Annotated in this window: 21 protein-coding genes; 14 read left to right on the top strand and 7 right to left on the bottom strand. The window is 49.5% G+C overall.

Annotated elements, in window-relative coordinates:
- Positions 1 to 288: 288 nt before the first annotated feature.
- Positions 289 to 1,281, top strand: coding sequence for a winged helix-turn-helix domain-containing protein (locus V3C10_14220; protein ID WVP60465.1), 993 nt, complete (start codon positions 289 to 291; stop codon positions 1,279 to 1,281).
- Positions 1,278 to 2,282 (top strand): GntR family transcriptional regulator, encoded by a 1,005-nt coding sequence (locus V3C10_14215; protein ID WVP60464.1) that lies wholly within the window; start codon positions 1,278 to 1,280, stop codon positions 2,280 to 2,282. Before V3C10_14220 ends, V3C10_14215 begins: the two co-directional genes overlap by 4 nt.
- Before the next feature lie 2 nt (positions 2,283 to 2,284).
- On the opposite strand, the gene V3C10_14210 is transcribed toward V3C10_14215, so the two are convergent.
- The 7 genes from V3C10_14210 to V3C10_14180 form a co-directional block, all read right to left on the bottom strand.
- Positions 2,285 to 3,169, bottom strand: a complete 885-nt coding sequence (locus V3C10_14210) for a DMT family transporter (protein WVP60463.1) — start codon at positions 3,167 to 3,169, stop codon at positions 2,285 to 2,287.
- A 107-nt stretch (positions 3,170 to 3,276) separates the two neighbouring features.
- Positions 3,277 to 4,623, bottom strand: a complete 1,347-nt coding sequence (locus V3C10_14205; GenBank protein WVP60462.1) for an APC family permease — start codon at positions 4,621 to 4,623, stop codon at positions 3,277 to 3,279.
- Positions 4,624 to 4,677: 54 nt separating this feature from the next.
- Entirely contained in the window at positions 4,678 to 6,639 is a 1,962-nt protein-coding gene (locus V3C10_14200) for an FAD-dependent oxidoreductase (protein WVP60461.1), read from the bottom strand.
- 442 nt (positions 6,640 to 7,081) lie between these two features.
- Positions 7,082 to 7,693, bottom strand: a complete 612-nt coding sequence (locus tag V3C10_14195; GenBank protein WVP60460.1) for a DJ-1/PfpI family protein — start codon at positions 7,691 to 7,693, stop codon at positions 7,082 to 7,084.
- Positions 7,694 to 7,747: 54 nt separating this feature from the next.
- Positions 7,748 to 8,314 (bottom strand): L-2-amino-thiazoline-4-carboxylic acid hydrolase, encoded by a 567-nt coding sequence (locus tag V3C10_14190; protein ID WVP60459.1) that lies wholly within the window; start codon positions 8,312 to 8,314, stop codon positions 7,748 to 7,750.
- Between the two features lie 165 nt (positions 8,315 to 8,479).
- Entirely contained in the window at positions 8,480 to 9,829 is a 1,350-nt protein-coding gene (locus V3C10_14185; protein WVP60458.1) for an MATE family efflux transporter, read from the bottom strand.
- Positions 9,830 to 9,965: 136 nt separating this feature from the next.
- A complete protein-coding gene (locus tag V3C10_14180; GenBank protein WVP60457.1) occupies positions 9,966 to 11,921 on the bottom strand; it encodes an FAD-dependent oxidoreductase in 1,956 nt (651 codons plus the stop codon).
- Between the two features lie 304 nt (positions 11,922 to 12,225).
- Here V3C10_14180 and V3C10_14175 point away from each other — a divergent pair, with 304 nt between their 5' ends.
- From V3C10_14175 to V3C10_14120, 12 genes are all read left to right on the top strand, one after another.
- Positions 12,226 to 13,143, top strand: a complete 918-nt coding sequence (locus V3C10_14175; GenBank protein WVP60456.1) for a GntR family transcriptional regulator — start codon at positions 12,226 to 12,228, stop codon at positions 13,141 to 13,143.
- Positions 13,140 to 13,511, top strand: a complete 372-nt coding sequence (locus tag V3C10_14170) for a GntR family transcriptional regulator (GenBank protein WVP60455.1) — start codon at positions 13,140 to 13,142, stop codon at positions 13,509 to 13,511. Before V3C10_14175 ends, V3C10_14170 begins: the two co-directional genes overlap by 4 nt.
- 412 nt (positions 13,512 to 13,923) lie before the next feature.
- Entirely contained in the window at positions 13,924 to 15,543 is a 1,620-nt protein-coding gene (locus V3C10_14165) for an ABC transporter substrate-binding protein (protein WVP60454.1), read from the top strand.
- Between the two features lie 33 nt (positions 15,544 to 15,576).
- A complete protein-coding gene (locus V3C10_14160) occupies positions 15,577 to 16,521 on the top strand; it encodes an ABC transporter permease (protein ID WVP60453.1) in 945 nt (314 codons plus the stop codon).
- Positions 16,522 to 16,542: 21 nt separating this feature from the next.
- Positions 16,543 to 17,559 (top strand): ABC transporter ATP-binding protein, encoded by a 1,017-nt coding sequence (locus V3C10_14155; protein ID WVP60452.1) that lies wholly within the window; start codon positions 16,543 to 16,545, stop codon positions 17,557 to 17,559.
- 16 nt (positions 17,560 to 17,575) lie between these two features.
- Entirely contained in the window at positions 17,576 to 18,394 is an 819-nt protein-coding gene (locus V3C10_14150; protein WVP60451.1) for an ABC transporter permease, read from the top strand.
- Between the two features lie 28 nt (positions 18,395 to 18,422).
- Positions 18,423 to 19,400, top strand: coding sequence for an ABC transporter ATP-binding protein (locus V3C10_14145; protein WVP60450.1), 978 nt, complete (start codon positions 18,423 to 18,425; stop codon positions 19,398 to 19,400).
- Positions 19,401 to 19,458: 58 nt separating this feature from the next.
- Complete coding sequence (locus V3C10_14140; protein WVP60449.1) at positions 19,459 to 20,541, top strand: phosphotriesterase; 1,083 nt, start codon at positions 19,459 to 19,461, stop codon at positions 20,539 to 20,541.
- Positions 20,542 to 20,736: 195 nt separating this feature from the next.
- A complete protein-coding gene (locus V3C10_14135; GenBank protein ID WVP60448.1) occupies positions 20,737 to 21,072 on the top strand; it encodes a TIGR04076 family protein in 336 nt (111 codons plus the stop codon).
- 352 nt (positions 21,073 to 21,424) lie between these two features.
- Entirely contained in the window at positions 21,425 to 22,027 is a 603-nt protein-coding gene (locus V3C10_14130) for a GNAT family N-acetyltransferase (protein ID WVP60447.1), read from the top strand.
- A gap of 234 nt (positions 22,028 to 22,261) precedes the next feature.
- A complete protein-coding gene (locus V3C10_14125; protein ID WVP60446.1) occupies positions 22,262 to 23,158 on the top strand; it encodes an NYN domain-containing protein in 897 nt (298 codons plus the stop codon).
- Between the two features lie 325 nt (positions 23,159 to 23,483).
- Entirely contained in the window at positions 23,484 to 23,906 is a 423-nt protein-coding gene (locus tag V3C10_14120; protein ID WVP60445.1) for a DUF2000 domain-containing protein, read from the top strand.
- Positions 23,907 to 24,133: the final 227 nt, after the last annotated feature.

Genomic DNA, 24,133 nt, shown 5'->3' with positions numbered 1-24,133 from the left:
CCTTTTACTGAGTGACAATGAAAAGTCCGCAAAGCGTGCTTTTCATTGTTGAAATCGTGAATCTGCGAAATAAATGCGGAATACGGCTGTCCGGTTCTTTGGACTACATCATTTTATAAAAGTTACAGATGAATCCTGCATCAATAAGTCACATTTCTTTAATGACTTTACTTTATTAAAATGGTATCTTTTAGTTATAGAAGAATTCCACTTAAAAAGAAGTCTTGCGGGAACCGGTAAAATATCATAGAATTGTTATATCAGGCGTCATTTGGAGAATGGAAGCTTATGGAATATGGAGAGACAGGGGATGAAAAAATCCCGTTATACAGACAGATATCCGATGAAATCAGGAAACAGATTGAGGCGGGGGAGTTAGAAAGCGGTATGCGTCTTTTGTCCGAAGCCGCCATGTCCGGACAAAAGGGAGTGTCGGTTGGCACGGTAAAGAAAGCTTATGCGGAGCTGGAAAAACTGGGGTATATTTATAAGGTGCGTGGTGGTGGAGCCTACGTTTCGGGGAAGGCAAAGGAGGCGCTGCCGGAGAGCGGAACGCCGGAGGAGATTATCGCGGAAGCGGTCAGGGAGCTGTCTCAGTGCGGACTTAAGATGAACCGGATTTTTTCTATTATCCGGGAACAGAGCGGACAGGTGTTTTGCAGCGACCGGAGGATCCGGGCAGCGCTTGTGGACAGTAACCCGGAGGTCATGCATTATGTGATGATGGAGCTGAAGCAGTTTCCCTTTCTGGACGTAACACCGTACCAAATCGGCGGACTTCTCTCAGGGGAAACAGTGCCGGGGGCTGATTTCGACCTTGCCCTCGTATCGCACAAATATTACGATGAATTTATCAGCTACGCGGATTCCATCCGCCTGAGGACGGAGAGGATATCGCTCAGAGAAAGCCGTGAGACAATCGCCCGCCTGGCAGTTCTGCCCGACGGGCAGGATATCTGCGTCATCTACAGGAGCCGTGAATTTTTGGAAGAGGTACGGTATGTGCTGAAGGAATTCGGCAAAAAGAATAAACTGCTCTGCATCAATGAGGAGCGTTTCACAAGCGAGGATGAACGTTATATTTATGAGAAGTTTCCGCTCATCATTCCGCCCGATTACATGGATTACAGCGGGCCGGGAATTCTGCAGCTCATCGTGAGGGCGCAGAAGGTCGGCTGTCTGTTGATTCCCTTTGAGATTAAGATCGATAAAGGTTCCCTTATCCATCTAAAGCAGACGCTGGAACGAATACAGACCAGGGAGGCAAAGTTTATCATATGACATTTGCAATTGATAAGAGCTCCGGAATCCCGGTTTACGGCCAGATTGCCGACTGGGTGGAAAGACAGCTCGAAACCGGTTTTTTTAGGGAGGGAGAGCATCTCCCCTCAGAGCGGAAAATGTGTGAGATGACGGGAACGGCCAGAAATACGGTGAAACGGGCTTATGAGGAGCTTTCGCGCCGCGGGATTGCCGGGAACGATAAAAACGGCAGAATCTACGTGAAGAGCCGCGATACAAAGCTCCGGGAGAAAGACGCGGAAAAAAAAGCGCGGGAGTTCATTGTGAGACTTAAGGAATGCGGACTTTCCTGGCACAAAACGGAATATCTGTTTCTGGAACAGATTTGGGAGCACCTTCCGGCGTCGGAAAAGCTCCGACTGGTATGGATCGACTGTAGCGACGAGATACTAAAGGATACGGCCGAGAAAATTGAGAAAAGCTGCAATGTTCTCGTGACTCCCCTGCTCATGGATGACCTGGAACTGAACCCTGATCTTTTGTCGGAAGGGGGATATGATATTGTGGCAACCACAATTAACCACTATGACGAAGTGATGCAGTTGTGGGAGCGCGAAAAGGGAGAGCCGCCCCGGTTTGAGATAGATACGGTGGTCCTGACGATCAGCCGGGAGACAATCAGCCGGATCGCCAGGCTGGAGCCGGATATGCAGGTTATTGCAGTCTACAAGAGCGAACTGTACCGATTCAGCCTTCAGTGTTACCTGGAGGAATTTGCAGTACAGGGGAAAATCGTCTATGTGCCTCTTGATGAGGCGGGAACTTATTTAGAACAGAATACTGGACGTAGGGCGGTGATCCTGCCTCAGGATTTATCATATCAGGAGGGGGAAGTAAGACGCATTTTTGAATACTGCATGGATCACAATATTTTTTGCCTGACGTTCCAGCAGATTATCGACAACGGGTCTCTGGCGCATCTGAAGAAGCGGATTCAGCAGAAGTGGAGCGGAGAAGGGGAAAAGAACCGGGAAGGCTGAATTTACGCCGTCCCCGGTTCTTTTCCCTTTTTGGGAGAAATCAGCAGCAGGATCCCGGCCAGTACGGAGAGCGAGCCGAACAGTTCCGGAAGGTGCATCGGTTCATGAAAGAGGAGGACGCCGAACAGCACACTGGTGGCGGGTTCGAGAGCCGAGGCCATGGCGGCCGCAGCGCCTCCTGCAAGCCGCACGCCTTCCTGAAACAGAAGTCCCGCAATCATGGCGCAGAGGGAGTTAACCACCGTAAAAATGTAACCCGCGGCAGTCATTGTGAGGGAGAAGCCGCCCGACAGGAGGCCGTAAACTCCGACGACAATGCCCATTATAATGGAAAAGAAAAACAGGAGCCGGCAGGTATCCATCTCCTGAAGTGTGGAGTGGCCTAAAAACATGATATAAAAGGTGTAGGTCATGCCGGATAGCAGAGCGAGAGCCACACCCAGGGGAGCAGCCGAGGCAGTGTTCCAGGAGAAACATACCACGCCTGCGGTCACAAGCAATAGCGCGGCCCTGGCGCCCCCGTTTAGGCGTTCGCGAAAGATTATGGCGCCGCACAGCGATGTCAGGGCAGGATAGGTAAAATGCAGCGTTGTGGCAAGCCCACTTCCGATACGGGCGTAGGAGCCGCTGAGCAGGAGAGCGGTGGCGGTCATTCCCACGGCGCCCGCAAGCAGCAGGTCCCGGAATTCATTAAATTTCACACGGAATGTCATGCGCCGGTACAGGATGAAAGCAAACAGAAACGGGATGGCGGCGAAGGCCCGGAAAAAGGTTACGGAGAGCGGTGTGCCCCCTTCTTCGTAAGAATACTTGCAAAATACCGGGCACAGGCCGAACAGGACGGCGGAGCTGAGCGCACAGACGAGGCCCTTAAAACGATTATTCATAATAGTAAACTCCTTTTAAAGACAGCCGCCCTGTTATGGGCGGCTGTTTCAATCTCATTTTGTATGTACTGCTGATGCATAGACAGCACCGCCGGAAGTTCGGGCTTCTATGCCTCCTCGTAGCTGATCTCCATGTGTACCTTTCCCGATTTCTCACGGAAATACGCATATCCGACGCCAAAGATCAGAACCGCAACGTTACCGACGATTTCCCAGGGAGCCAGGTCGCTGAAGAGCAGGAAGGTCTGTGCTACCAGGGAGATAAATCCGATGGTTGAAAAGGTTTTGAGCACTTTCCGGCTCACATGGAATCTCGATTTTTCCCAGAGCTCAGGGATCCTGTCAGGAAGATTTCCCGCGCTCCAGGCAAGGATTGCAAAGAATACGTTACTGAGGATAACCGCCAGGTTTCCGAGCGTGGAGATCGGCACCTTAAACAGAATCACGATAATGCATTCAATGTAGAACATGGTGAGGATCACGACGGGTGTCTTGTATTTTTTGCTGATCGTAGCCATTTTTGCCGGGAACCAGCCGTCGACAGAGGCCTGGAGTATTGGCTTTGTCACCCAGCTCAGGGCCGAGTTGAGCGTGGTGGAAAGGGCAAACATGGCGCCGCCCACGATGAAAAATACATGGAGCGGGTAGGGAAGAACCTCTGCCGATACGAGTGTGAGGGGCTGGCCCGCCACTACCGATACGGGCAGGACGCCGGAAGCCACTACCACGAGTCCTGCATAGAACAAGGCGATAATAGATGTTGCGGCAATGATGACAAACGGGATATCCCTGGTCGGGTTTTTACACTCCGCGCCCAGATGGATGACTACATTGGCGCCGCCAACCGCCCATGTAAACAGGGCGCCGGTCGAAAGAACGGACTTGATGCCGCCGGTCATGAACTCCGGCTGTGCGAAGTAATCGGGCGTCACCCGCGGAAGTCCGTAGGCGATAAATACCGTCAGCGCTACCACCAGGATTGCCATCATCGCGTTCTGAAGCTTTGCAGCCCCTTCAATTCCCATCATGTTCGTCACATAAAATATTGTCATTACGACAACGGCGATGAGAGTTTTGTAAGGCGCCACAGCCGGAAGCAGACCGAGCATATAATCGGAAAAGCTGATTGCGTAGATTGCCAGAGCGGTCCAGGACAAAATATGTACGATTACGAAGAATCCCGCGCTCACATTGTTGGCAAGAAGAGCGAGCTGGGTGTAAAAGCCGCCTCGCAGCCGCACCGTTCCGGCAACGAATAACAGCGGCAAATCGGTAAGAATGGTAAATACAGCCGCGATCAGCATGGAGATACTGGCAGATCTGCCGGTCATTGCAATTCCGATGCCGACCATAGCGAAGATCCCCGAGCCGATGGTCTGGCCGACGCCAATTGATAAAAGTTCCTTTCTTCCGAGCACTCTCTTAAGCTCTTTGGTCGATGTCATTTCAGACATATTATTTCCCCCTTAATTTGTGTTGGTTCGATACCTTCTCTTTGTTATGCGCCGTTATGCGTTCCTGCCTGCAAAATATCCGCCGCAGATGGCCTGACGGATCTGGCCGGCTTTCACGCAGTCTCCGACGGGTATGAACTCAGCATCCATGGTCCGCAGTTTTTCCACTTCCCTGATTTTTGCCTTCATTCCCGTTGCCAGGATAACGGAATCGGCTTTATAAACCGTTTCATTCCCATTTCTGTCCGTGACATGGACGCCGTCATCGTCAACCAGGGTGCATTTTACGCCTGTCACAACATGCAGACGGTCCTTCCGTTTGTCGTATTCCAGCATCATGGCTTTTTTGTGGAGGATGTCGGAATCCTTCGCCACATCATCCATCATCTCCAGGACGGTTGCATCTTTTCCCTCCATTGCAAGAGAGAGCGCTTCCTCACAGCCCAGCAGCCCGCCGCCGATCACAACGATTTTATCACCGAACCGGAGATCCGGGCGGTCCAGATCTGTTACTTTGATTACTTCTTTTCTGTCGAGTCCCGGAATATTCGGGATCACCGGTTCCGCACCTACCGCGCAGATTACGGTGTCCGGCGAGATTTTTTCTATCAACTCCGGCGTGGCCTCCGTGTTCAGCATGACAAGGATGGATTTCTGTTCCACCATGCGGATCATGTATTCCATAAAACGTTTCAAATCCTGTTTGAACGGGATTTCTCTCGCAGCGACATGCAGCATTCCTCCGAGGTGGCTGTTCTTCTCCACGAGAATCACCTCATGCCCCTGGGCCTCTGCTTTTAACGCAGCTTCCATGCCGCCCGGGCCTCCACCGATGACAAGCACCTTTTTCGGACGCGGTTTCGGCTCATACATGGATGATTGCAGTTCCCGGCCTATTTCCGGATTGACTGTACATTCGGAAATGCCGGAGCACATATCCACATAAGGCACGAAGTCGAGAGAGAGGCAGTGGTTGCAGCGGACACAGGGCCTTACCTCATTAAAACGCCCCGCCTTCACCTTATTCGGAAAATCAGGATCCGCCTGAAGCTGGCGTCCCACTACCACGATGTCGGCTTTACCGGATGCGATAATGTCCTCCATGTAAGCCGGATCGGCCAGTGCGCCGACCGTGGCGACCGGGGTCTTAACCGCTTTCTTGACTGCCTCAGCCAGATAGACATTGCATCCATGGTCCAGAAATGCGGATGGGAACATCCGGCAGCCGGAATTTACATCCCGGAAGGAGGTGGCAGAGACATGGATTAAATCTACCCTGCCGTCCAGCATCCTGGCGAATTCTACGGCCTCGTCAAGCCCGTAACCACCCGGTATGAATTCGTCGCCGGACATGCGGAATTCAATTGGGAAATCCGGTCCTACAGCCTTGCGGATACGGTCGATGACCATAAGAGGGAATCTTGCCCTGTTCTCAATCGAACCGCCGTACCGGTCGGTTCGAGTATTGTAAAGCGGTGACAGGAACTGGCTGAGCAGCCATCCGTGGCCGCCGTGGACCATTACCATATCGAAACCGCCGTATTTTGCCACGAAGGCGCCGTGGGCAAAGGCATCGGCTATCTCATTCATAAAATCTTCATCCATCGGAGTTACATCGACGCCGTAAACGCCCGGCTGGGCGCTGGGACCGTAGATAACCCCGTTCGTAAACTGAGGATGTGCACGGGCCCCGGCGTGAAGAATTTCAATATTTGCCAGTGCGTTATGCTGATGGATCCGATCCGTAAGCTGCAGATGGGAACACATAAAGTCTTCGTTGTCCAGATTGCATAAATTTCCGTGGGCGCTTCCTGTATGGGCATGTACCAGAGTCTCTCCCCTCGTCACGACGGCTGCTCCTCCCTTTGCCCTTCTTTCATAGGCCGCCAGGTTTTCCTGGGACAGATAACCGGTTTTATTGGGATCTGTTCCCATGGGGGCGGCTTCAATGCGGTTTTTCAGTGTAATATTGCCGATTCGTAGCGGGCTGAACAAATGTGGATATTGTGATGTCATAATACTTCTCCTTTTGGTATATATTAATTTTGAAATTCGCCTATTTCCCGGGAAGGCATTGATTTATTTGGTATATCCTTATGATAGCATTTTATATAATAATTTTCAATATCTATCATTAATTTCGTGGTTTTACTCTATTTTTCCTTGGATTTTTAGAAAAATTGAATAAAAAGAAATAGTATATTTATAATTAGTATATACCATAATTTTAAATTAATATAGTCCATAATTCGTGGACGAGGAAATTATCGTGGGCTGCTGGAAATATTATTTTAGTGCAGCCTATGGGATACGGACCGGATAGGGAAGGTGGACAGGAGATGAATGAAGCAGATTTAAGAGGGTACGGCAACAGCCGGGCGGGAAGAGAAAGGGGAGAATGAAAAGAGAAGCCATTGTAAAAACAGCCGGATAATCTGTTTTTGCAATGGCTTCCCATTTAATCAAAGCTTACATCTTTTGGCAGCGGAGCATTGTACAGCCCCTGCTTATGAAACTGGAACCATTCCATAATTTTATCCTCGGGAGCGGCTTTCAGGGTGAGGAGGACTTCTTTTGCAAATTCCAGAGGCGCCGTGCCGTTTGCAGTAATGATATTCCGATCACTCACCGCCGGTTGAAGTACATAGTTTTTCTCTCCCGTATATGCTTCTTTCGACCATGTCTTCAAATCATTCAGATCATTGCTGGTATGCTTTCCGTCATTTAATACACCACATGCGCCCAAGAAAACAGAGGCATCGCAGATACCGGCTAAAATCCGGCCTTTTTCGAGGCACTGTTCGACGAGCGGCTTAACCTGCAGCGCCGATTTTTCTCTCCATGATAAGCCGCCGACTAAAACGAGAGCCTCATAATCATCGGGGACGGAGTTTACCGTATAGTCGGGCAGGGCGCGGAAGCCTCCGATAGACCGGACGGCCCCTTCGGTCAGGGATACCGTTTTGACTTCATATTCTGTCTGGCCGAGCATATAGAGGGCGGAAGACAGATAAGCCGCCTCCCAGTCCGCATATTGTTCCAGAATCACAAATAAAATTGTTTTCTTCATTGATTTTCTCCTTTTCAGATGTCATATCGTTTCTATTATAACACGTCCCGCTGTTTATTTATGCTTTTTCTCAAAATGGAAGTCACAGAGTTCCCCACCCGTACCGAGAGACTCTGTTCTCTTAAATTGGATTTTTGACAGCCCTCTGAAATTCTCCCAGTCACTGTCGCAAAAGATTTTGCAGAGTTCGGGGCAGCCGCATTCCGCACAGGTGTCGTACCAAAGGCACTTATGGATCGTAAATCCGAAGCCATCCCTGGAAGGAGGGCCTGGCTTTGTCCGCCAGTTTTCACTGTGTGACATGGAAAAAAGGAATATGCGCTTAAAGAGATGATAGAATCCGGGGATGCGTTCCATTTTTAAATACTGCCTGTTCTTTGGAGGACACACCACCGTCCTGGTATAAGTCCAGGTAACGTCATAGGCCTCGCGGGCGGGCATAATTTCCTGTAAAGACTGGTAAAGGGCTATTCTGGGAAGGATTGCCGTCTTCATGGTATTCTCCTGGGAGGCGCTTTTTCCCATGCAGAAGCGTTCTAAGGCCAGCCGTCTTTTACCAATGTCTGCAATGATTGTCCCACCCATTTCCGTGCCGAAGCGCGACAAAATAAATTCTTCCATATGATCCCTCCATGTCGTTTGATTGATTTGTTCTAGGATAGAGTATAGCGCAGGTTATGCAGAAAGTCAATGAATGATATTCATTCAAAATCTGGTGGAATGACAGGCCAAAGGCGGCGGGAAAGCATCTGCTTCCACCGCCGCCCTTACAATATTTGTGTAACCTTAGTCTACCGTCACATGCTGTCTCCATCTCCCTGAAAGAATATAGAAAAATACGAGAATCCCCCCTCCAAGGGTGGCTGCCGGGACTGCAATTCCGATCCCGAGGATCCCCATATGAAATCCAAGGGCGAGCAGATAGGCGGCTGGAACCCGTATGATGAGTCCCTGCAGCGTGTTGCTGCACAGCGTAATCAGCGTGTGGCCGGTTCCGTTGATGAAACCGTTGGCCGAGAACACGAATGCAGTCAGAAGATAGTCCGCGCAGAAACCACGGATGTACAGGGTGCCGTAACGTATCACGTCCGGTTCACCCCGGGCAAGTACACTCATGAACTGCGGTGTGAAACAAATGGTTGCCAGAAAGAGAGGAATACCGATAAGGAGGGAAAGACTGATTCCCTCTCTCAGGCAGGAGAGGGCGCGCTCCGGTTTTTTTGCGCCGATATTCTGTCCCGTCATGACGGCCATGGCTCCCGACATTGCGGAGCTGGGCAGCATGGCGATGTTGTTGAATTTGCCTGCCAGTTGGGCGGCAGCCGAAGCGGCGTATCCGTACTGGTTGATCAGGGCCGTCAAAAACATGAAAGAGACGGAGGAGATGCTGTTCTGGACGGCGGCCGGAAAGCCGATCTTGATAATGAGAAAGACTTTGGCGCGCCTGAACCGTAAATTCCTGCGTGACAGCCGGAAAATATTGCTCTTTTTGACAAGGTATACTGCGGAGATAAAAAAACTGACTGCCTGGGAGATAACTGTGGCCCAGGCGGAACCGTCCGGGCCCATCCTGAATCCGGCGACAAACAGCAAATCCAGGAACACGTTGAGCGTTCCCGACACGGCCACAAAGAACAGGGGCCTTTTGGAGTCGCCGGTTCCATTTAAAACTGAGCTGATGGCATTATATTCAAAGACAAAGAAATTGCCAAGCATACAAATGCGCATATAGCTGCAGGCATTGTCAAATGATTCGGCAGGAGTTTTCAGGAGTATCAGGAAAGGGCGGGCTGCAAGGTACATGACAGATGTCATAAGCACGGCGCAAAGGGCAAACAAAGTAAGCAAGGTTCCAATGGTCTCTTCTACATCCTCCCTGCGCTGTGCTCCGACGTACTGGGATATTAAGACGGTTCCGCCCGAAGCGAAACCGATAATTAAAAATGTAAAAGCAGATACAACCTCGCCGCCGATGCCGACTGCCGAACTGGCGGCGGCTCCGCCTACCCACTGAACGATCAGCATGTCAGCAGTCATGTACAGATTTTGAATCAGGCTGGACAGGAAGAAGGGGAAGCTGAAGAGGATCAGCTGTTTTCTTACGCTGCCCTCGGTGAGACTGTGTCCAATCTGCATGAGGTGAAACTCCTTTTCCTTTAATTATGGTGATGTAACCCGTGCGCAGTGCGTACGGAGTATTCGTGTTTGAGGCGGTAAAAAGCCGTAATACATGCTTTTCACCGCCTGATATAAAGATGATGGATTGTGACCTTTATAAGTCCATGGCTGCAAAGTAGCCGTAATGAAGCGCTTCCAGAATCTTAGCCGGTTTCTTGCAGTCGCCGACTACGTAATATTCATCGACACAGCCGCGCAGACGGTCGGTTACGTCGTCTAATGCCTTCATTCCGGCAGCGACGAGAACGGTTCCGGCAGGGAATGCCACTGCGTTTCCTTCTGCGTCTGTTCCGTGTACCCCGTCGTCTGCAATTTCCGAACATGTAATCTGAGTCCGCAGCGTGAGTTTTTCTTCCTTTTCAAGCTCAATCATCAGAGCTCTCCAGTGCAGGAACGGGGCATCGGTGGCGGCGGCGTCCTTCATCTCAAGGATCGTGACGTCATATCCTTTTTCCTTTGCCAGGTGAAGGCCTTCCTCACAGCCGACAAGTCCGCCTCCGATTACGACAACCGGTCCCTCGATCTTTACGTCATCCTCTAAATGGGCGGCGAGATGGACAAAAGGTTTCTCCATGCCGGGAATCGGAGGAACGGCGGGAGCGGCGCCGACGGCGATAATCAGTGCGTCCGGTTTGATGGAGCTTATCAGTTCCGGGGTTGCCTCCGTATTCATCAGAATCTCGATTGGGCGGTTCTTTACACGGTTTTCCAGTACCTGCATCAGCTTTTTAATATCTTTTTTAAAGTCAGGGCGGACAGCGTAGTTTAAAGCGCCGCCGAGAACGGAAGATTTTTCAACAAGTGTTACGTCGTGGCCTCTGTCGCTGGCCGTTACGGCAGCCTGCATGCCCGATGGGCCTCCGCCCACAATGACAACCTTTTTGCTGACAGGAGCTTTTTTCGGCTGCCTGCTTTCCAGTTCCCTGCCGCAGAGTGGATTAACGGTACAGCGGCTGACCCTGGTCGGGTATTTTATGTAAGGAACAAAGTTGCCGCTCAGGCAGTAGTTGCAGCGGATACACGGTGTGATGTCGTCCGCATGGCCTGTTTTGGCTTTTACCGGAAAATAGGGATCGGCTACGATGCCTCTGGCCATTGCTACCATGTCGGCGGTGCCGGAGCTGATGATTTTCTCAAGCTCTTCCGGATCGTCGAGCGCGCCTACGGTCGTTACCGGTGTGTTCTTCACTGCTTTTTTAACCGCCTCCGCCAGATAAACGTTACAGCCCCTCGGAAGGAAGGTGTTGGGGAACATTCTCTGTGCGGCGTCCTTATCATGGAAGCTGGTTGCGGATACGTGAATCAGATCCACCTTGCCGTCCAGCATTTTTGAGAGTTCAATGGCCTCATCCAGGTTGAAACCGCCCGGCATAAATTCGTCGCCGCTGATACGGTATTCAATCGGGAAATCTTTGCCGCATTTTTTACGGATATTATCAATGACCATCATGGAGATTCTGGCCCTGTTTTCAAGGCTGCCTCCAAAACGGTCGGTACGCTGGTTGTTGACGGGAGATAAGAACTGTCCCAAAAGCCAGCCGTGGCCGCCGTGTACCATACACATATCGACACCGCCCAGTTTTGCCATCTCCGCGGCATCACCGAATTTTTCCACGATATATTCGATCATGGCTTCATCCATCTCGATGACCTGGCCGCCGTAAATGCAGTCACCTGCACTGGGGCCGTAGACCTTGCCGTTCGTATACTGAGGGTGTGCGCGGCGTCCGGCATGAATCAGTTCAATGGAGGCGGCGGCGCCGTGGCGTTTAATCTCGTCGGTACAGTCGATAAGATAGGGGAGTATCTCTTCTGAATCGAGGGGAACCATGCGTCCGTGTGCTTTGCCCGTAACGGTGTCTACAAGGCTTTCTCCAATGGTTACAATGCCGGCGCCGCCTTTTGCGCGTTCTCCATAGAGGGCTATATTGGCCGGGGTAAGATAACCTTCCGGCGTGAGATCGGAGACGCCCATGGGTGCCACTTCAATTCTATTTCGAATTGTAAGAGAGCCAATTTTGATGGGTGAAAATAAATTTGGATACATCATAAGTCTGCTACATCCTTTCATAAAAAAATTTCTGCATGCCGTCATGCAATGATTGACTGACGATGAAAAGTCTGCAGTGCGTACTTTTCATTGTTTTTGATAACATTAAATTATTTTGTAAATTTTCAGAAATATGCTGTTGATCGGATCATACACAAAAAAGCGCGTTAAGTCATTTCAGAAAACAGACAGATTGTTTTAATATTTGTGCATAGAAACAGAAAATGATCTAGCCCAATGTCGGAAAAGGTATATTTTTTTACGAAAATATAGTATAATTTAAAAAATAAGGTGGGATTGGTTTATGAGGATAAAAATTGATATGAAGGACAGCAAGCCTGCTTACATGCAGATGTCCGAACAGATTATAGGAGCCATAAAGGCCGGGGAGTACGGACAGGGGGACAGGCTGCCGTCGGAAGCCGAATTCTGCAGCGAAACGGGGCTCGCTAAGGGCACGGTCAGGAAGACATTTGATAAACTGGAGGCGGAAGGATATATACGGAGAGTCCATGGCAGCGGCACTTATGTGCAGGGCTGGCAGCCTGGTATCAGGCACATGGTTCTGTTTGGGGACAAGTGTGCAAAGGAGGGACTTGGGCCCGAGGAAACTTACCGGCTTATCAGTGAGGCCTGCAGCCGCTTTTTTGTGCCTGATGTACCGGAGGAGGCGGCCATGATCGACTGCACACCGGAGATTGCAGGCGACATAATCAGAGATCTGCTGAAGGTGTGGAAGTTTAACATAACTTACTACGAGGTTGGCAGCGTGAGGGCCGGAGAGGTGATTCCAAGGGAGGAGCTTTGGATCACCACGAAGACTCATTTCGAAGAGGTGCTGCCCGTGGCGGAACTGGCCGGGAAACAGCTTTTGCAGGTGAGGCTGGCCGTACCCGACACGGAGGAGGAAGAGATTGGAGAACTCGATGACGACTGCCTGCTTGGCATCGTCTATGACAGCCAGGATTTTCTGATGCACATCAGCCATACTCTTGCTCTTTTAGGAAGGCACAATACCTTTTACCTCTGCCAGAAGGAAGAGTGGGCGGATAAGAAAAAGGCAATCCGTTCCGATGATATTATATGGCTGGTATCCGTGCAGGAAGAGGAGATCATCAGGCAGATGAAGACGATGGGAAGCCGCTACATTGTGTTTAATTATGGGGTGACCAAGGAATCTTTGGAGCAGATTAAAGGATTTATGGAGCGGAGAAAGAGATGACGGAGAGAAAAGAAACACCGGTCTATGGAAAGATTGTGGATGATGTCAGGAGAAGAATCGAGTCCGGGCAGTGGCGGGAAGGCCAGAAACTCCCCGGGGAAAGAGAACTCTGTAATCTTTACGGGGTGGCGCGCGGAACCTTAAAGGCTGCGTTTTCCGAACTTCAGAAGGCAGGTCTTATCAGGCAGGTGCGCGGGAGCGGAACTTATGTGGAGAGCAGGGAGAAGGGAGTGGAAGATCTGGAGAAACAGGCCGATGATCTCGTCTCTTTTCTGGCTTCCCTGAAGTTGGGTGAAGACGAAATACTGACACTTGGAAAAACATTCATATTACAGAAATCAACGATAGAAACCAAAGACGGAAAATAAACTTGCAAAGAAAATGCAAAAATATGTTGACAATTTACAAAAAAAATAGTAAACTTTGGACAAGTTACTGATGGATGGCTTAAATAACAGATTAAAATTCATGTGATGAAAGCTCAAATCAGGATTGGTAGTGAAGCAATCTGAAATATCAAATGTGTGTGGAATTTCGGAACGTTTTGCTTACCTTTAATTGGTGATGGTGTAAGGCCGGATTATTGAGCCTTATATTGTTGATTGGCAGTGAGGAATATGCAAGGCATATTTTTCATTGTTGAGTGGCAATGAAAAGTTCGCGAAGCGTGCTTTTCGCTGCTTTGTGAAAGCAATTCTAAGGTTTTACAGTAAGGATATCAGTATTTCAGTCATTGCTTCCGTTCCTGCTAACGATTTAAGTGGAAAAGGAGAGAGGCAAATGAAGGGAATCAAGAGTTTGAAAAAATCTAACAGGAAATATCTTGCGCTGCTTATGGCCGCAGTTACGGCAGCAGCTTCTTTAAGCGCATGTTCCGGCAGTACGTCCGGGGATGCGGCACAATCCTCATCAGCAAAAACAGAAAATGGCGGGAGCAGTTCAGGCGGCTCCGTACTTCGTGTAGGCAGAACCTGGGATTCTGGCAACGGCAATTTTGATCCGGCTACCTTCTCAGGCATCTCCTTCCAATTCGGCCCGGACGTATTCGAGTCGCTTCTTCAGTATGACGAGAATCAGGAACCAGCTCCGTTTCTTGCAGAATCATGGGAAACTTCCGATGATTTAAAGACCTATACATTTAAACTCCGCCAGGGTGTGCAGTTCCACTATGATTACGGCGAGATGAAAGCTTCCGATGTAGTATTTTCGGTGGGCCGCCTCTCGGATCCGGCCATCAACAACACGGCGACAAATGCGACGAACCTTGGTCTTGCGAATATCGATAGGGTGGAGGCCCCGGATGATTATACTGTAGTATTTACCTTAAAAGAAGGCGATGTGTTCTTCCCTGATAAGGTTGCCAGATCTTACCTCACCATCACAAGCCAGAAGGCAGTGGAAGAGATGGGACTGGAAGAATACCAGAAACGTCCGATTGGAACAGGCCCATTCATGCTGGAAGACGGCGGTGTGCCGGGAGAGAAATACAGCACGGTTAAATTCGACGGATACTGGGGACAGAAAGCCAAACTGGATCGCGTGGAATACTATGTAATCCCGGATGATGTAACACTCGCCAATGCGATGGAGGCGGGAGAAATCGATACATACGACGTAAATAATCTGGAAAAAGTTGAAGAATACATGGCAAATCCAGACACTTATGTGCTTCTTAACGCCAGAGATTCCGCACAGTCCTTTATCGGAATCAATGCCAATTTTGAACCGTTAAATGATCCGAAGGTACGCGAGGCAATTGCACTCAGTATCGACCGCGAAATGGTCTGCAACGAGTATTTCAAGGGAACGGAAGAGGTGTCCAAAGGTTTCCTTCCGACATTCTGCCGTTACGCACTGGAAGATTACTGGAATCCGGAATACAACCCGGAAAAAGCCAAAGAACTTCTCGCAGAAGCCGGATATCCGAACGGTTTTGAGATTGACATGTACTCCCCGAACGATACACTGAGCTCTGGCCCGGCTACACTGGTACAGCAGTTTCTGACACAGATTGGCCTGAAAGTGAACCTTCAGACGGTAGACTTTGGAGTATGGCTGGATAAGGCAAAGGCCGGAGAAATCCCGATTTACCTGTTCTGGGATTCTTGTCCTGTTATTCCTGACAACGTATTAAAACAGTTTACAAGCGAAAGCACCATCAACTATATTGCATACAACGACCCGGAATACGACAGACTCGTTGCAGCGGCAGTTGAAGAGAACGATTTGACAAAGAAAGCGGAACTCTACAATGAGGCACAGAAGAATATCATGGATTCAGGCTGCCTTTACTCAATGACCACCTATTCCATCCACCAGGTTGTAAATCCGAAAGTAAAAGATTTAAAGATTACAACGGGTCTGATGCTGACATGCCGGGAGGCATACATCGAGGAATAATGGTTGCGCAGTAACTATGTTAAGGAGTAGTCTATGAAAAAATATTTTGGTATGCGTGTTTTGATGGCGATTCCGACCATTTTAGGCGTGTTCCTGGCTGTATTTCTGATTATCAGGATGGTTCCCGGAGATCCGGCCTCCGTCATGCTTGGAAAGACTGCAACCCCGGAAGAGATCACACTCTTCCGGGCGCAGAACGGCCTGGATGAGCCGATGCTTACACAGATGGGAATTGCCGTAAAGAAATTCTTCACAGGTGACCTGGGTGAATCCCTGTCGTCCCACAAAAAAGTGACGGTGCTTTTGAAAGAACGCTTTCCGCGTACGCTGGAGCTGGTGCTTTGGGGAATGGCGCTGAACTCGATTCTGGGAATCATCTGGGGAGTAGTGGCCAGCGTACACAGGGGCAAATGGCCCGACTATGTTATCAGCGGCATGAGTACGATAGGAATGTCCCTGCCCTCGTTCTATGTGGCGATTATCGTTCTGGTGGTGCTTGCCGTGAAGCTGAAGCTGATACCGGTTATCGGCATCCAGAGTGAAAGCGCCAACTATTTCCAGACTATTGTGGCTCCCGTGCTTACGATGGTGCTCGGCGGAAGCGCCCTGACCATACGTACGACACGTTCCAGCATGCTGGAGGTAATGGGGGAGGACTTTATCAGGACCGCAAGGGCAAAGGGACTCAGCGAGAAAGCCGTTTTATTCAAACACGCCCTGAGAAACGCGGCAATCCCCATTGCCACGATCATCGGCTATAACCTGGCGTCCAGTTTTGGCGGTTCAATCGTCATTGAGACTGTCTTCAACAGGCCCGGTATCGGAAAGCTTCTGATGGATGCGGTGACTAAGAGGGATTATCCCGTCGTTCAGGGAACGGCCGTATTTATTGCCATCCTGCTGATCGTCGTAAACCTGTTGACGGATGTCATGTACAGCATCATCGATCCGAGAATCCGTGTTCAGTCGGATAAATAGTGAAGAAAGGCAGTTGGGACAATGAGTGTAATGCAGGAATGTGTGCAGGATAACGACGATATCCTGCAGGTAGAAAATATATGCAAATATTATAAAGCAAGCAGTGGAAAATTATTTGATAAAACAGTATTCAAGGCTGTCAATCAGGTGTCCTTTTCTGTAAAACGCGGAGAAACCTTTGGACTCGTCGGAGAATCCGGCTGTGGAAAGAGCACGCTGGCGAAGCTGGTTATGAAACTGATGGAAGCATCAGGGGGAAAGGTCATTTTCGACGGCCAGGATATCACGAACATGCCGAAGCGGCAGTTAGATGCAATCCGCAAGGACATGCAGATCGTGTTCCAGGATCCTTACGACTCCCTGAATCCGCGGTTTAATTTAAAACAGATTGTTGCCGAGCCGATGGAGAATTTTGGCTACAGCAGGGAACAGATAAACGAACGTGTAAAAGAGCTGTTTCAGGAAGTGGGGCTGCCCGAGAAACTGATGGTCCGCTATCCCCACCAGTTATCGGGAGGACAGAGGCAGAGGCTCTGCATCGCCAGAAGTCTTGCCCTGTCGCCGAAACTGCTGCTCTGTGATGAAGTCGTATCGGCGCTGGACGTTTCCATCCAGGCGCAGATACTGAACCTTCTTCTGGATTTAAAGGAGAAAAACGGCCTGACCTATGTATTTATTTCCCACAACCTGGCAGTGGTAAAATTTGTTTCCGATAAGATCGGGGTTATGTATTTTGGTAAGCTGGTGGAGGTTGCTGATAAGGACGAGCTGTTTGAAAACTGTCTCCATCCATATAGCTGCGCTCTTCTCTCGGCAGTGCCGATTCCGGACCCCGACGTGAAGACGAAACGTTTGATTCTGCAGGGGGATCTTCCGAACCTCATGAACCCTCCAAAGGGCTGCATTTTCCAGGACAGATGTCCATTTGTTAAGGATTTATGCCGCTGTGAGGAGCCGGAGCTTACCGAGTTTTCACCGGGCCATCAGGTCGCCTGCCACAGGGCCGGGGAACTGGATTTAAGCATTGTACAGGAATAGGCAGGAGGATAAAGCTATGATTAAATTTTTAAAGAAAAATAAGGGGATTGCGGCCGGCCTGCTTATCCTGGCTGTCATCGTCTGTCTGGCGGTTTTTGCCAATTTTCTGACCCCTTATGCATTTGATACGATAACGCTTTCCGATAAGCTGCAGCCGCCCAGCGCCAAACATATTATGGGCACTGACAACTTTGGCCGCGATGTCTGGACCAGAGTTATCTACGGAGCCAGAATTTCCCTGACCGTATCCCTGGCAGCGGTGGCGCTGGGCCTGGTGCTCGGTTCCGTTCTCGGCCTGATGGGCGGATATTTTAAAGGTCCCTTCGACTTTGCCCTGGGCCGTGTCATGGACGTATTCATGTCATTCCCATCGATTTTGCTTTCACTGCTGATTGGAATCGCCCTGGGGCCGTCCGTCCTCAACATGTGCCTGTCGCTGGGAGTTCCGTTAATACCGGCCTTTTACCGTGTTACAAGAGGGGCGGCCCTGAACGTGGGGGAGAGAACCTATGTTATGGCGGCGAAATCCATGGGCACAAAGAGCAGTAAGATTCTGTTCCGCCATATCCTTCCGAATACGCTGCCTCAGATTTTCGTAATTCTTTCTTTCAGCGTCGGCGGTTCCATAATGGCGGAGTCCTCACTGGGATATCTGGGATTCGGCATTCCGAAACCGACACCGTCCTGGGGACTTGTTATCAGCGAAGGCAAGAGCTACATATTCAACGCACCCTGGATTGCAGGTTTCGCCGGACTGATGATTGCACTGACAATCTTTGCATTCAATCTTTTGGGCGATGGTATCAGAGATTATCTGGACCCCAAATTAAAATAATGGCAGTAACGCTTTAGGAGGTACGAAGTTGGATAATGATAAAATTTTGGAAATAAAAAATCTGTTCGTAAAATTTCCAATGGACGGCGGAGCAATCCATGCGGTAAACGGCGTGAACCTGTCACTGGGCAAAGGTGAGACTCTGGGAATTGTAGGAGAGTCAGGATGCGGCAAGAGCGTTACGATGTCGGCGATTCTGCGTCTTTTAAAGACGCCGCCCGCACAGATAGAAGGGGAAATCTACTATAAAGGCCAGAACATTCTGGATATGCCGATGAGGGATTTCACCAGAATCAGGGGAAAAGAGATTTCCATGATATTCCAGGAGCCAATGACCAGCCTGGATCCGGTTATTAAAATCGGACCGCAGATTGCAGAGAGCCTGATGCTGCATGAGAGGATGCTGAAAAATGCGGCGATGGCAAAGGCCCTGGAACTTCTCAAACAGGTGGAGATCCCCAATGCGGAAAAAAGGATCAATGACTATCCCCACCAGCTTTCCGGAGGCATGCGCCAGAGGGTTATGATTGCCATGGCCCTGGCCTGTAAACCGCAGATTCTGCTGGCGGACGAGCCGACTACGGCTCTGGATGTGACAATCCAGGCACAGATTATGGATTTGATTAAGAAGCTCCGCGGCGAATACGGAATGAGCATTATGATTGTGACGCATGATTTGGGCGTAATCTCCGACGTCGCCGACCGCGTTGTGGTATTTTACAGCGGCCAGATTGTGGAGGAGGCCTATACGGCCGACCTGTTTAAACATCCGAAGCATCCCTACACGAAGGGGCTTCTCACCTGTATTCCGACGCTTCAGACCAAGGCAAGCCGTCTGCAGGTAATAGAAGGAAATATCGCCGACCCGGCCAACCGCCCAAGCGGTTGTCCCTTCCATCCGCGATGCCAGTATGCGACGGAGCGCTGCGAAAAAGAAAATCCGAAGCTCCACCCATGCGGAGACGGACATCTTGCGGCCTGCCATTTAATGGAGGGCAACGGCTGAGAGCAGTGAGGCAGCTATGAAAGTACGGAATCATTATGTTTCATTTAAGGAGGATACTATGCCCAGGATTACAACTGTGTGCGGTGACATTGCACCGGAGGAATTAGGCTATACCGATATGCACGAACATGTGATGTTTGACGGGACCGATATGGGGGAGATTTGCCGCCCTTCGATGCCGAAGAACCTCCCAATTCAATGGGAAGACAAGATTTCACTGGAAAATATCGGCCTTTTAAAACGCAACTTTACCCTGTGCCAGGATGCAATGAATCTTGACGATGAGGAAGTTATGACGGGAGAAGTTGCCGATTATAAAGAATCGGGAGGAGATTCCCTGCTGGAACTGAGCGTTCCGGGAATCCGCCTGGATGTGGCGGCGATTAAAAGAATTTCAGAAAAGACAGGGGTCAATATTATCACGGCCACCGGCTTTTATATTGAATCATCCTGGATGGGACGTTTTGACGGCTGGAAGACAGCCGATTTCTATCAGCGTATGATGGAGGAGTTTGAAAACGGCATCGGGGATACCGGAGTGAAACCCGGCTGTGTAAAAATAGCGCTTTCAAGCTTCACAAGGAGAGAGGAGATGTCCCTGCGGGCCGGAGGCCAGATGGCAAAGGATACGGGGATGTCGATTACGGTTCATCCCTGCGGCCAGGGAGGAGGCGATCCAAGGAAGGTTGTGGAAGTCCTGAAGGAAGAAGGCGTCCCGGCAGAGAAGATTGTCATTGCACATGTTCCGATGGCGAACAACAGGGGACTGTCGGAGATGATACGGTATCCGGAGCTTTGGGCTCTTAACCTGGATGTGGCGAAAGCAATCCTTTCAGAGGGAGCCAACGTATCCGTGGAGTTCATGTCGGGCCAGATTGACCTGGAGGCCCTGGGTTCCCAGTCAAATCCGGATTATATGAAATTAGCCGGCCTTGTAAAACTGATTAATGAAGGCCACTGCCGGCAGATGGTACTGGGCACCGATATGTGCGTCAAAACAATGGCCAGACGATGTGGCGGGGAAGGCTACTGCCGTCTTACCAAATTTGCAGTACCGGCGCTCAAACAATACGGCGGTGTGTCGGATTATGCAATCAGGAGTATCATGATCGATAACCCGGCCAGAATTCTGGCGTATTGACAGGGGTACCGGATATCCGGGCGTCATCCGGCTGCCGTAAAGCGTATAGCCGGAACCGGTGGGAAAACGGGCGCCGCAGACGGGCGGCCTGACGCCCGGAACAGATGATTAAATAATGTAAATGTAAAGAATATGCTGAGATAAAAAATTTAACTACTACACAAAAATAATGAAAGAAAAAAGAGGTATAAAATCATGGCAGAAATGTATAAAGTAAAATTAACAGTATTAAAGACAGCAATCTATCCGGAACTGGCAGAGAAATATTTATCGATCGGAAAAGAACTGAAACCATGCGGAGGCTTTAAAGAGGGCCAGGAAATTATCGTAGATGCATTTATGACATGTCCGGAGGGGTTCTGTCCTCAGGCATGGGCCGCTCTTTACCCACAGATGCTGACGATCAGCCGAGGCGGTTCCTACGCACCCTGGACGAAAGAAGACGGAGTTGAGGTCGGCTGCTGTACAGACGGACTGAGACCGGTAACGTTTTTGATTGAGAGAGATGAAGTTCAGCCTTTTGATCTTTAAATGAAGCTGAGGAAAGAGGACGCGGACGGCAGGGCCGGTATTGTTGCAGCCACGGCTTGTGCCGCGAAGGATTCTGTTTACGCGTCTGGCAGTTTATAGAATTGTGATAGTACTTTATTCCGAGTGGATGATATGACACCTCCTGCAGGTGTCTATCTCATTACAAGCGGGATAAAGTACTTTTTTATTGGCCTATGCGTGCGCTGGGTATCCATGTACGCGGATATATTCTGGGGATGTGGTACTGGGGATACGGTATGAGATATGGCGTGACATAGACTGGGGAAGGTTGTATATTAAAATAGACGGCCGCTATGATGTGATAACTGGAAACGGAAAGGAATACTGGATTATGAATTATGAGAATACTCCGGCGCTTGAGACGGAGAGGCTTATTTTGAGAAAATTTACAGAGGATGACGTTAATGCTCTGTTTGCAATTTACAGTGATGAGGATGTGAATACCTTTTTGCCCTGGTTTCCGTTAAAATCGGTGGAGGAAGCCGGGGAATTTTTAATGGAAAAGTACATTTCTGCCTATCAGCAGCCCAGGGGTTATCAATATGCCATTTGTCTGAAAGAGGATAATATCCCAATCGGATACATCAAGGTCAGTGTTGAGGATAATCATGATTTAGGTTACGGACTTCGGAAAGAATTCTGGCATCGGGGGATAGTCACCGAGGCGGGCAGAGCGCTGATTGAACAGTTGAAAAAAGACGGCATGCCCTATATCACGGCCACCCATGACGTCAAAAACCCCCGAAGCGGCGGCGTAATGAGGCAGCTTGGCATGGGCTACGAGTACAGCTACGAAGAGCAGTGGCAGCCCAAAAACATCCTGGTAACCTTCCGCATGTACCAACTCAATCTCGACGGACAGAACGGGAGAGTATATAAAGAATACTGGAACAAATCAACCGTACATTACAAAGAAACAGGAATCCAGAGTTAAAATCCCCGAAGGGGACGTTGGAGTCCATCGGCACTTGGACGGCGTTTTTCAGGCGTCCTAGTACCGTTATGCACTCCATAAGCGGAAGCGGGTCCCTGCAGGAGATTTCTTTCTTCCGGAATCCCCACCCAGCGCTCCCCTTTCCCCGGGACTGAAGACAATCCCCATTTCTATTTGAATAAACCCCCCCTATATGATATAATTTCCCCAGTTGATAAAATGTTGGAGGCATTTATGGATAAACAGGACAAGATTGCAGTATTGATAGACGCAGAGAACGTATCGAAAAAGTACATTAAATTAATTATGGATGAAGTAAGTGATTACGGAATTGCTACATACAAGCGTATTTACGGCGACTTTACCAACCCCAGTGTCATGGCATGGCAGGATGCGCTGCGTGACTTTGCGCTTACGCCGGTTTTCCAGTTTAATTATACAAAGGGGAAGAATGCCTCGGACTCTGCTCTGATTATAGATGCAATGGACATCCTGTATTCGGGAAAGGTCAACGGGTTCTGTCTGGTGACATCGGACAGTGATTTTACAAAATTGGCAATCCGGCTTCGTGAGGCCGGCATGATCGTAATTGGAATGGGGGAGCAGAAAACTCCGAATTCCCTCGTTTCCGCCTGTGAGACGTTTAAATTCCTCGACTTACTGTACCAGGAGAGCCTGGAGGAGCAGGCGGAGGATAATAAGGTAACAGCGGAGAAGACCGCTAAAATCGCGGAACCGCCGGCGGCCTACCGGCCTTCGGAGGAACGGGATACGAAGAAACCTTCCGAAGGAAGGCAGAAAGCCCATCAGGTTGAAGCTCCGGACAACCAGGAGGAAAAAACGGATCATGTCAAGGACGATTTGAGACTGAACAATGTGCCGACAAAAGAAGAGATTGGTGCGGAGATTGTCTCAATCATCGAGTCGAGATCCGATGAAAACGGCTGGATCAACCAGTCCGAGATAGGAACCGTGCTTCCAAAGAGAGTTCCCGGCTTTGATCCACGTAACTATAAGTGTAAAAAACTGGGCCAGTTTATTGAGAGTTTTGATTATCTTGAGACAAGGACAATGAAGAATCCAAATAATAAACTGCTGAAAGTGGTATATGTGAAAATTAAACAGATGTAGGATATTAAAATACGTTAATCATTTCAATTTTAAACACTGCGATGATAAAAAATCCGTTCTTTCCATCAATATGGGAGGCGCGGATTTTTTAATCAGTACCAACGCTATTATTAAAGCGTCATTTAGGGTAAGAACCCTGAGCCATTTCCGGTTATACCTCAAGATCATCCGCATAACGGTCCAAAAATGAGAATATCTTACAAGATTTTTCCTCCCCGATATGATAAGGTAATCGATAAGCATTAGAAACAGAGAAAGCAGGGCAGCAGGCTGGAGCATAAAAGAGCTGCAGGAATACCGCATTTGAGTACAGGAGGAACAAAAAATGGATTTACAAAACGAGAAATGTGTCATGATCATCGATGATCAGCTTCCGCTGGGAATCATTGCAAATACCACAGCGATTATGGGAATCACACTGGGAAAAGAGATGCCTGAGGTGGTTGGAGAGAATGTAACCGACCGAAACGGCAACGAGCATCTGGGCATCATCGGAGTTCCTGTGCCGATTTTAAAGGGTTCACCGGAAACAATCAGGGAAATCAGGGAAAAGCTCTATCAGCCCGATTTTCAGGAACTGACGGTGGTGGATTTTTCGGATTTGGCACAGAGCTGCAATGACTATGGCGATTTCACGGAGAAAATGGGAAATGCCCCTGAAAGTGCCCTGCAGTACTTTGGGCTGGCCATCTGCGGGCCAAAGAAAAAAGTAAACAAGCTCACCGGCAGCATGCCTCTGCTCCGATAAGGGGAGGCTGGGCTTTCAGTAAGAGGAGGCCGCATACTTTTAGAAAGAAATAACGTTTCAACAAACGAAAAGGAAATTCCCTCCGGGCAGGTGGTGAAAAATATAAGGCTGCTTACCCGGGAGGAAGTTTATTGCGTTAAAGGACGGTACTGTTATGTTTCGCTCATCTAGCGCCGCGGCATCTGGAATCCGGCCAGAGCCCGGTTTAAATAATCATTAATGTCTTC

The organism is [Clostridium] symbiosum, assembly GCA_036419695.1.
GTDB classification, from domain to species: domain Bacteria; phylum Bacillota; class Clostridia; order Lachnospirales; family Lachnospiraceae; genus Otoolea; species Otoolea symbiosa_A.
Note: the sequence above shows the minus strand (reverse complement) of the source record. Positions and strands in the feature narration are given on the sequence as shown.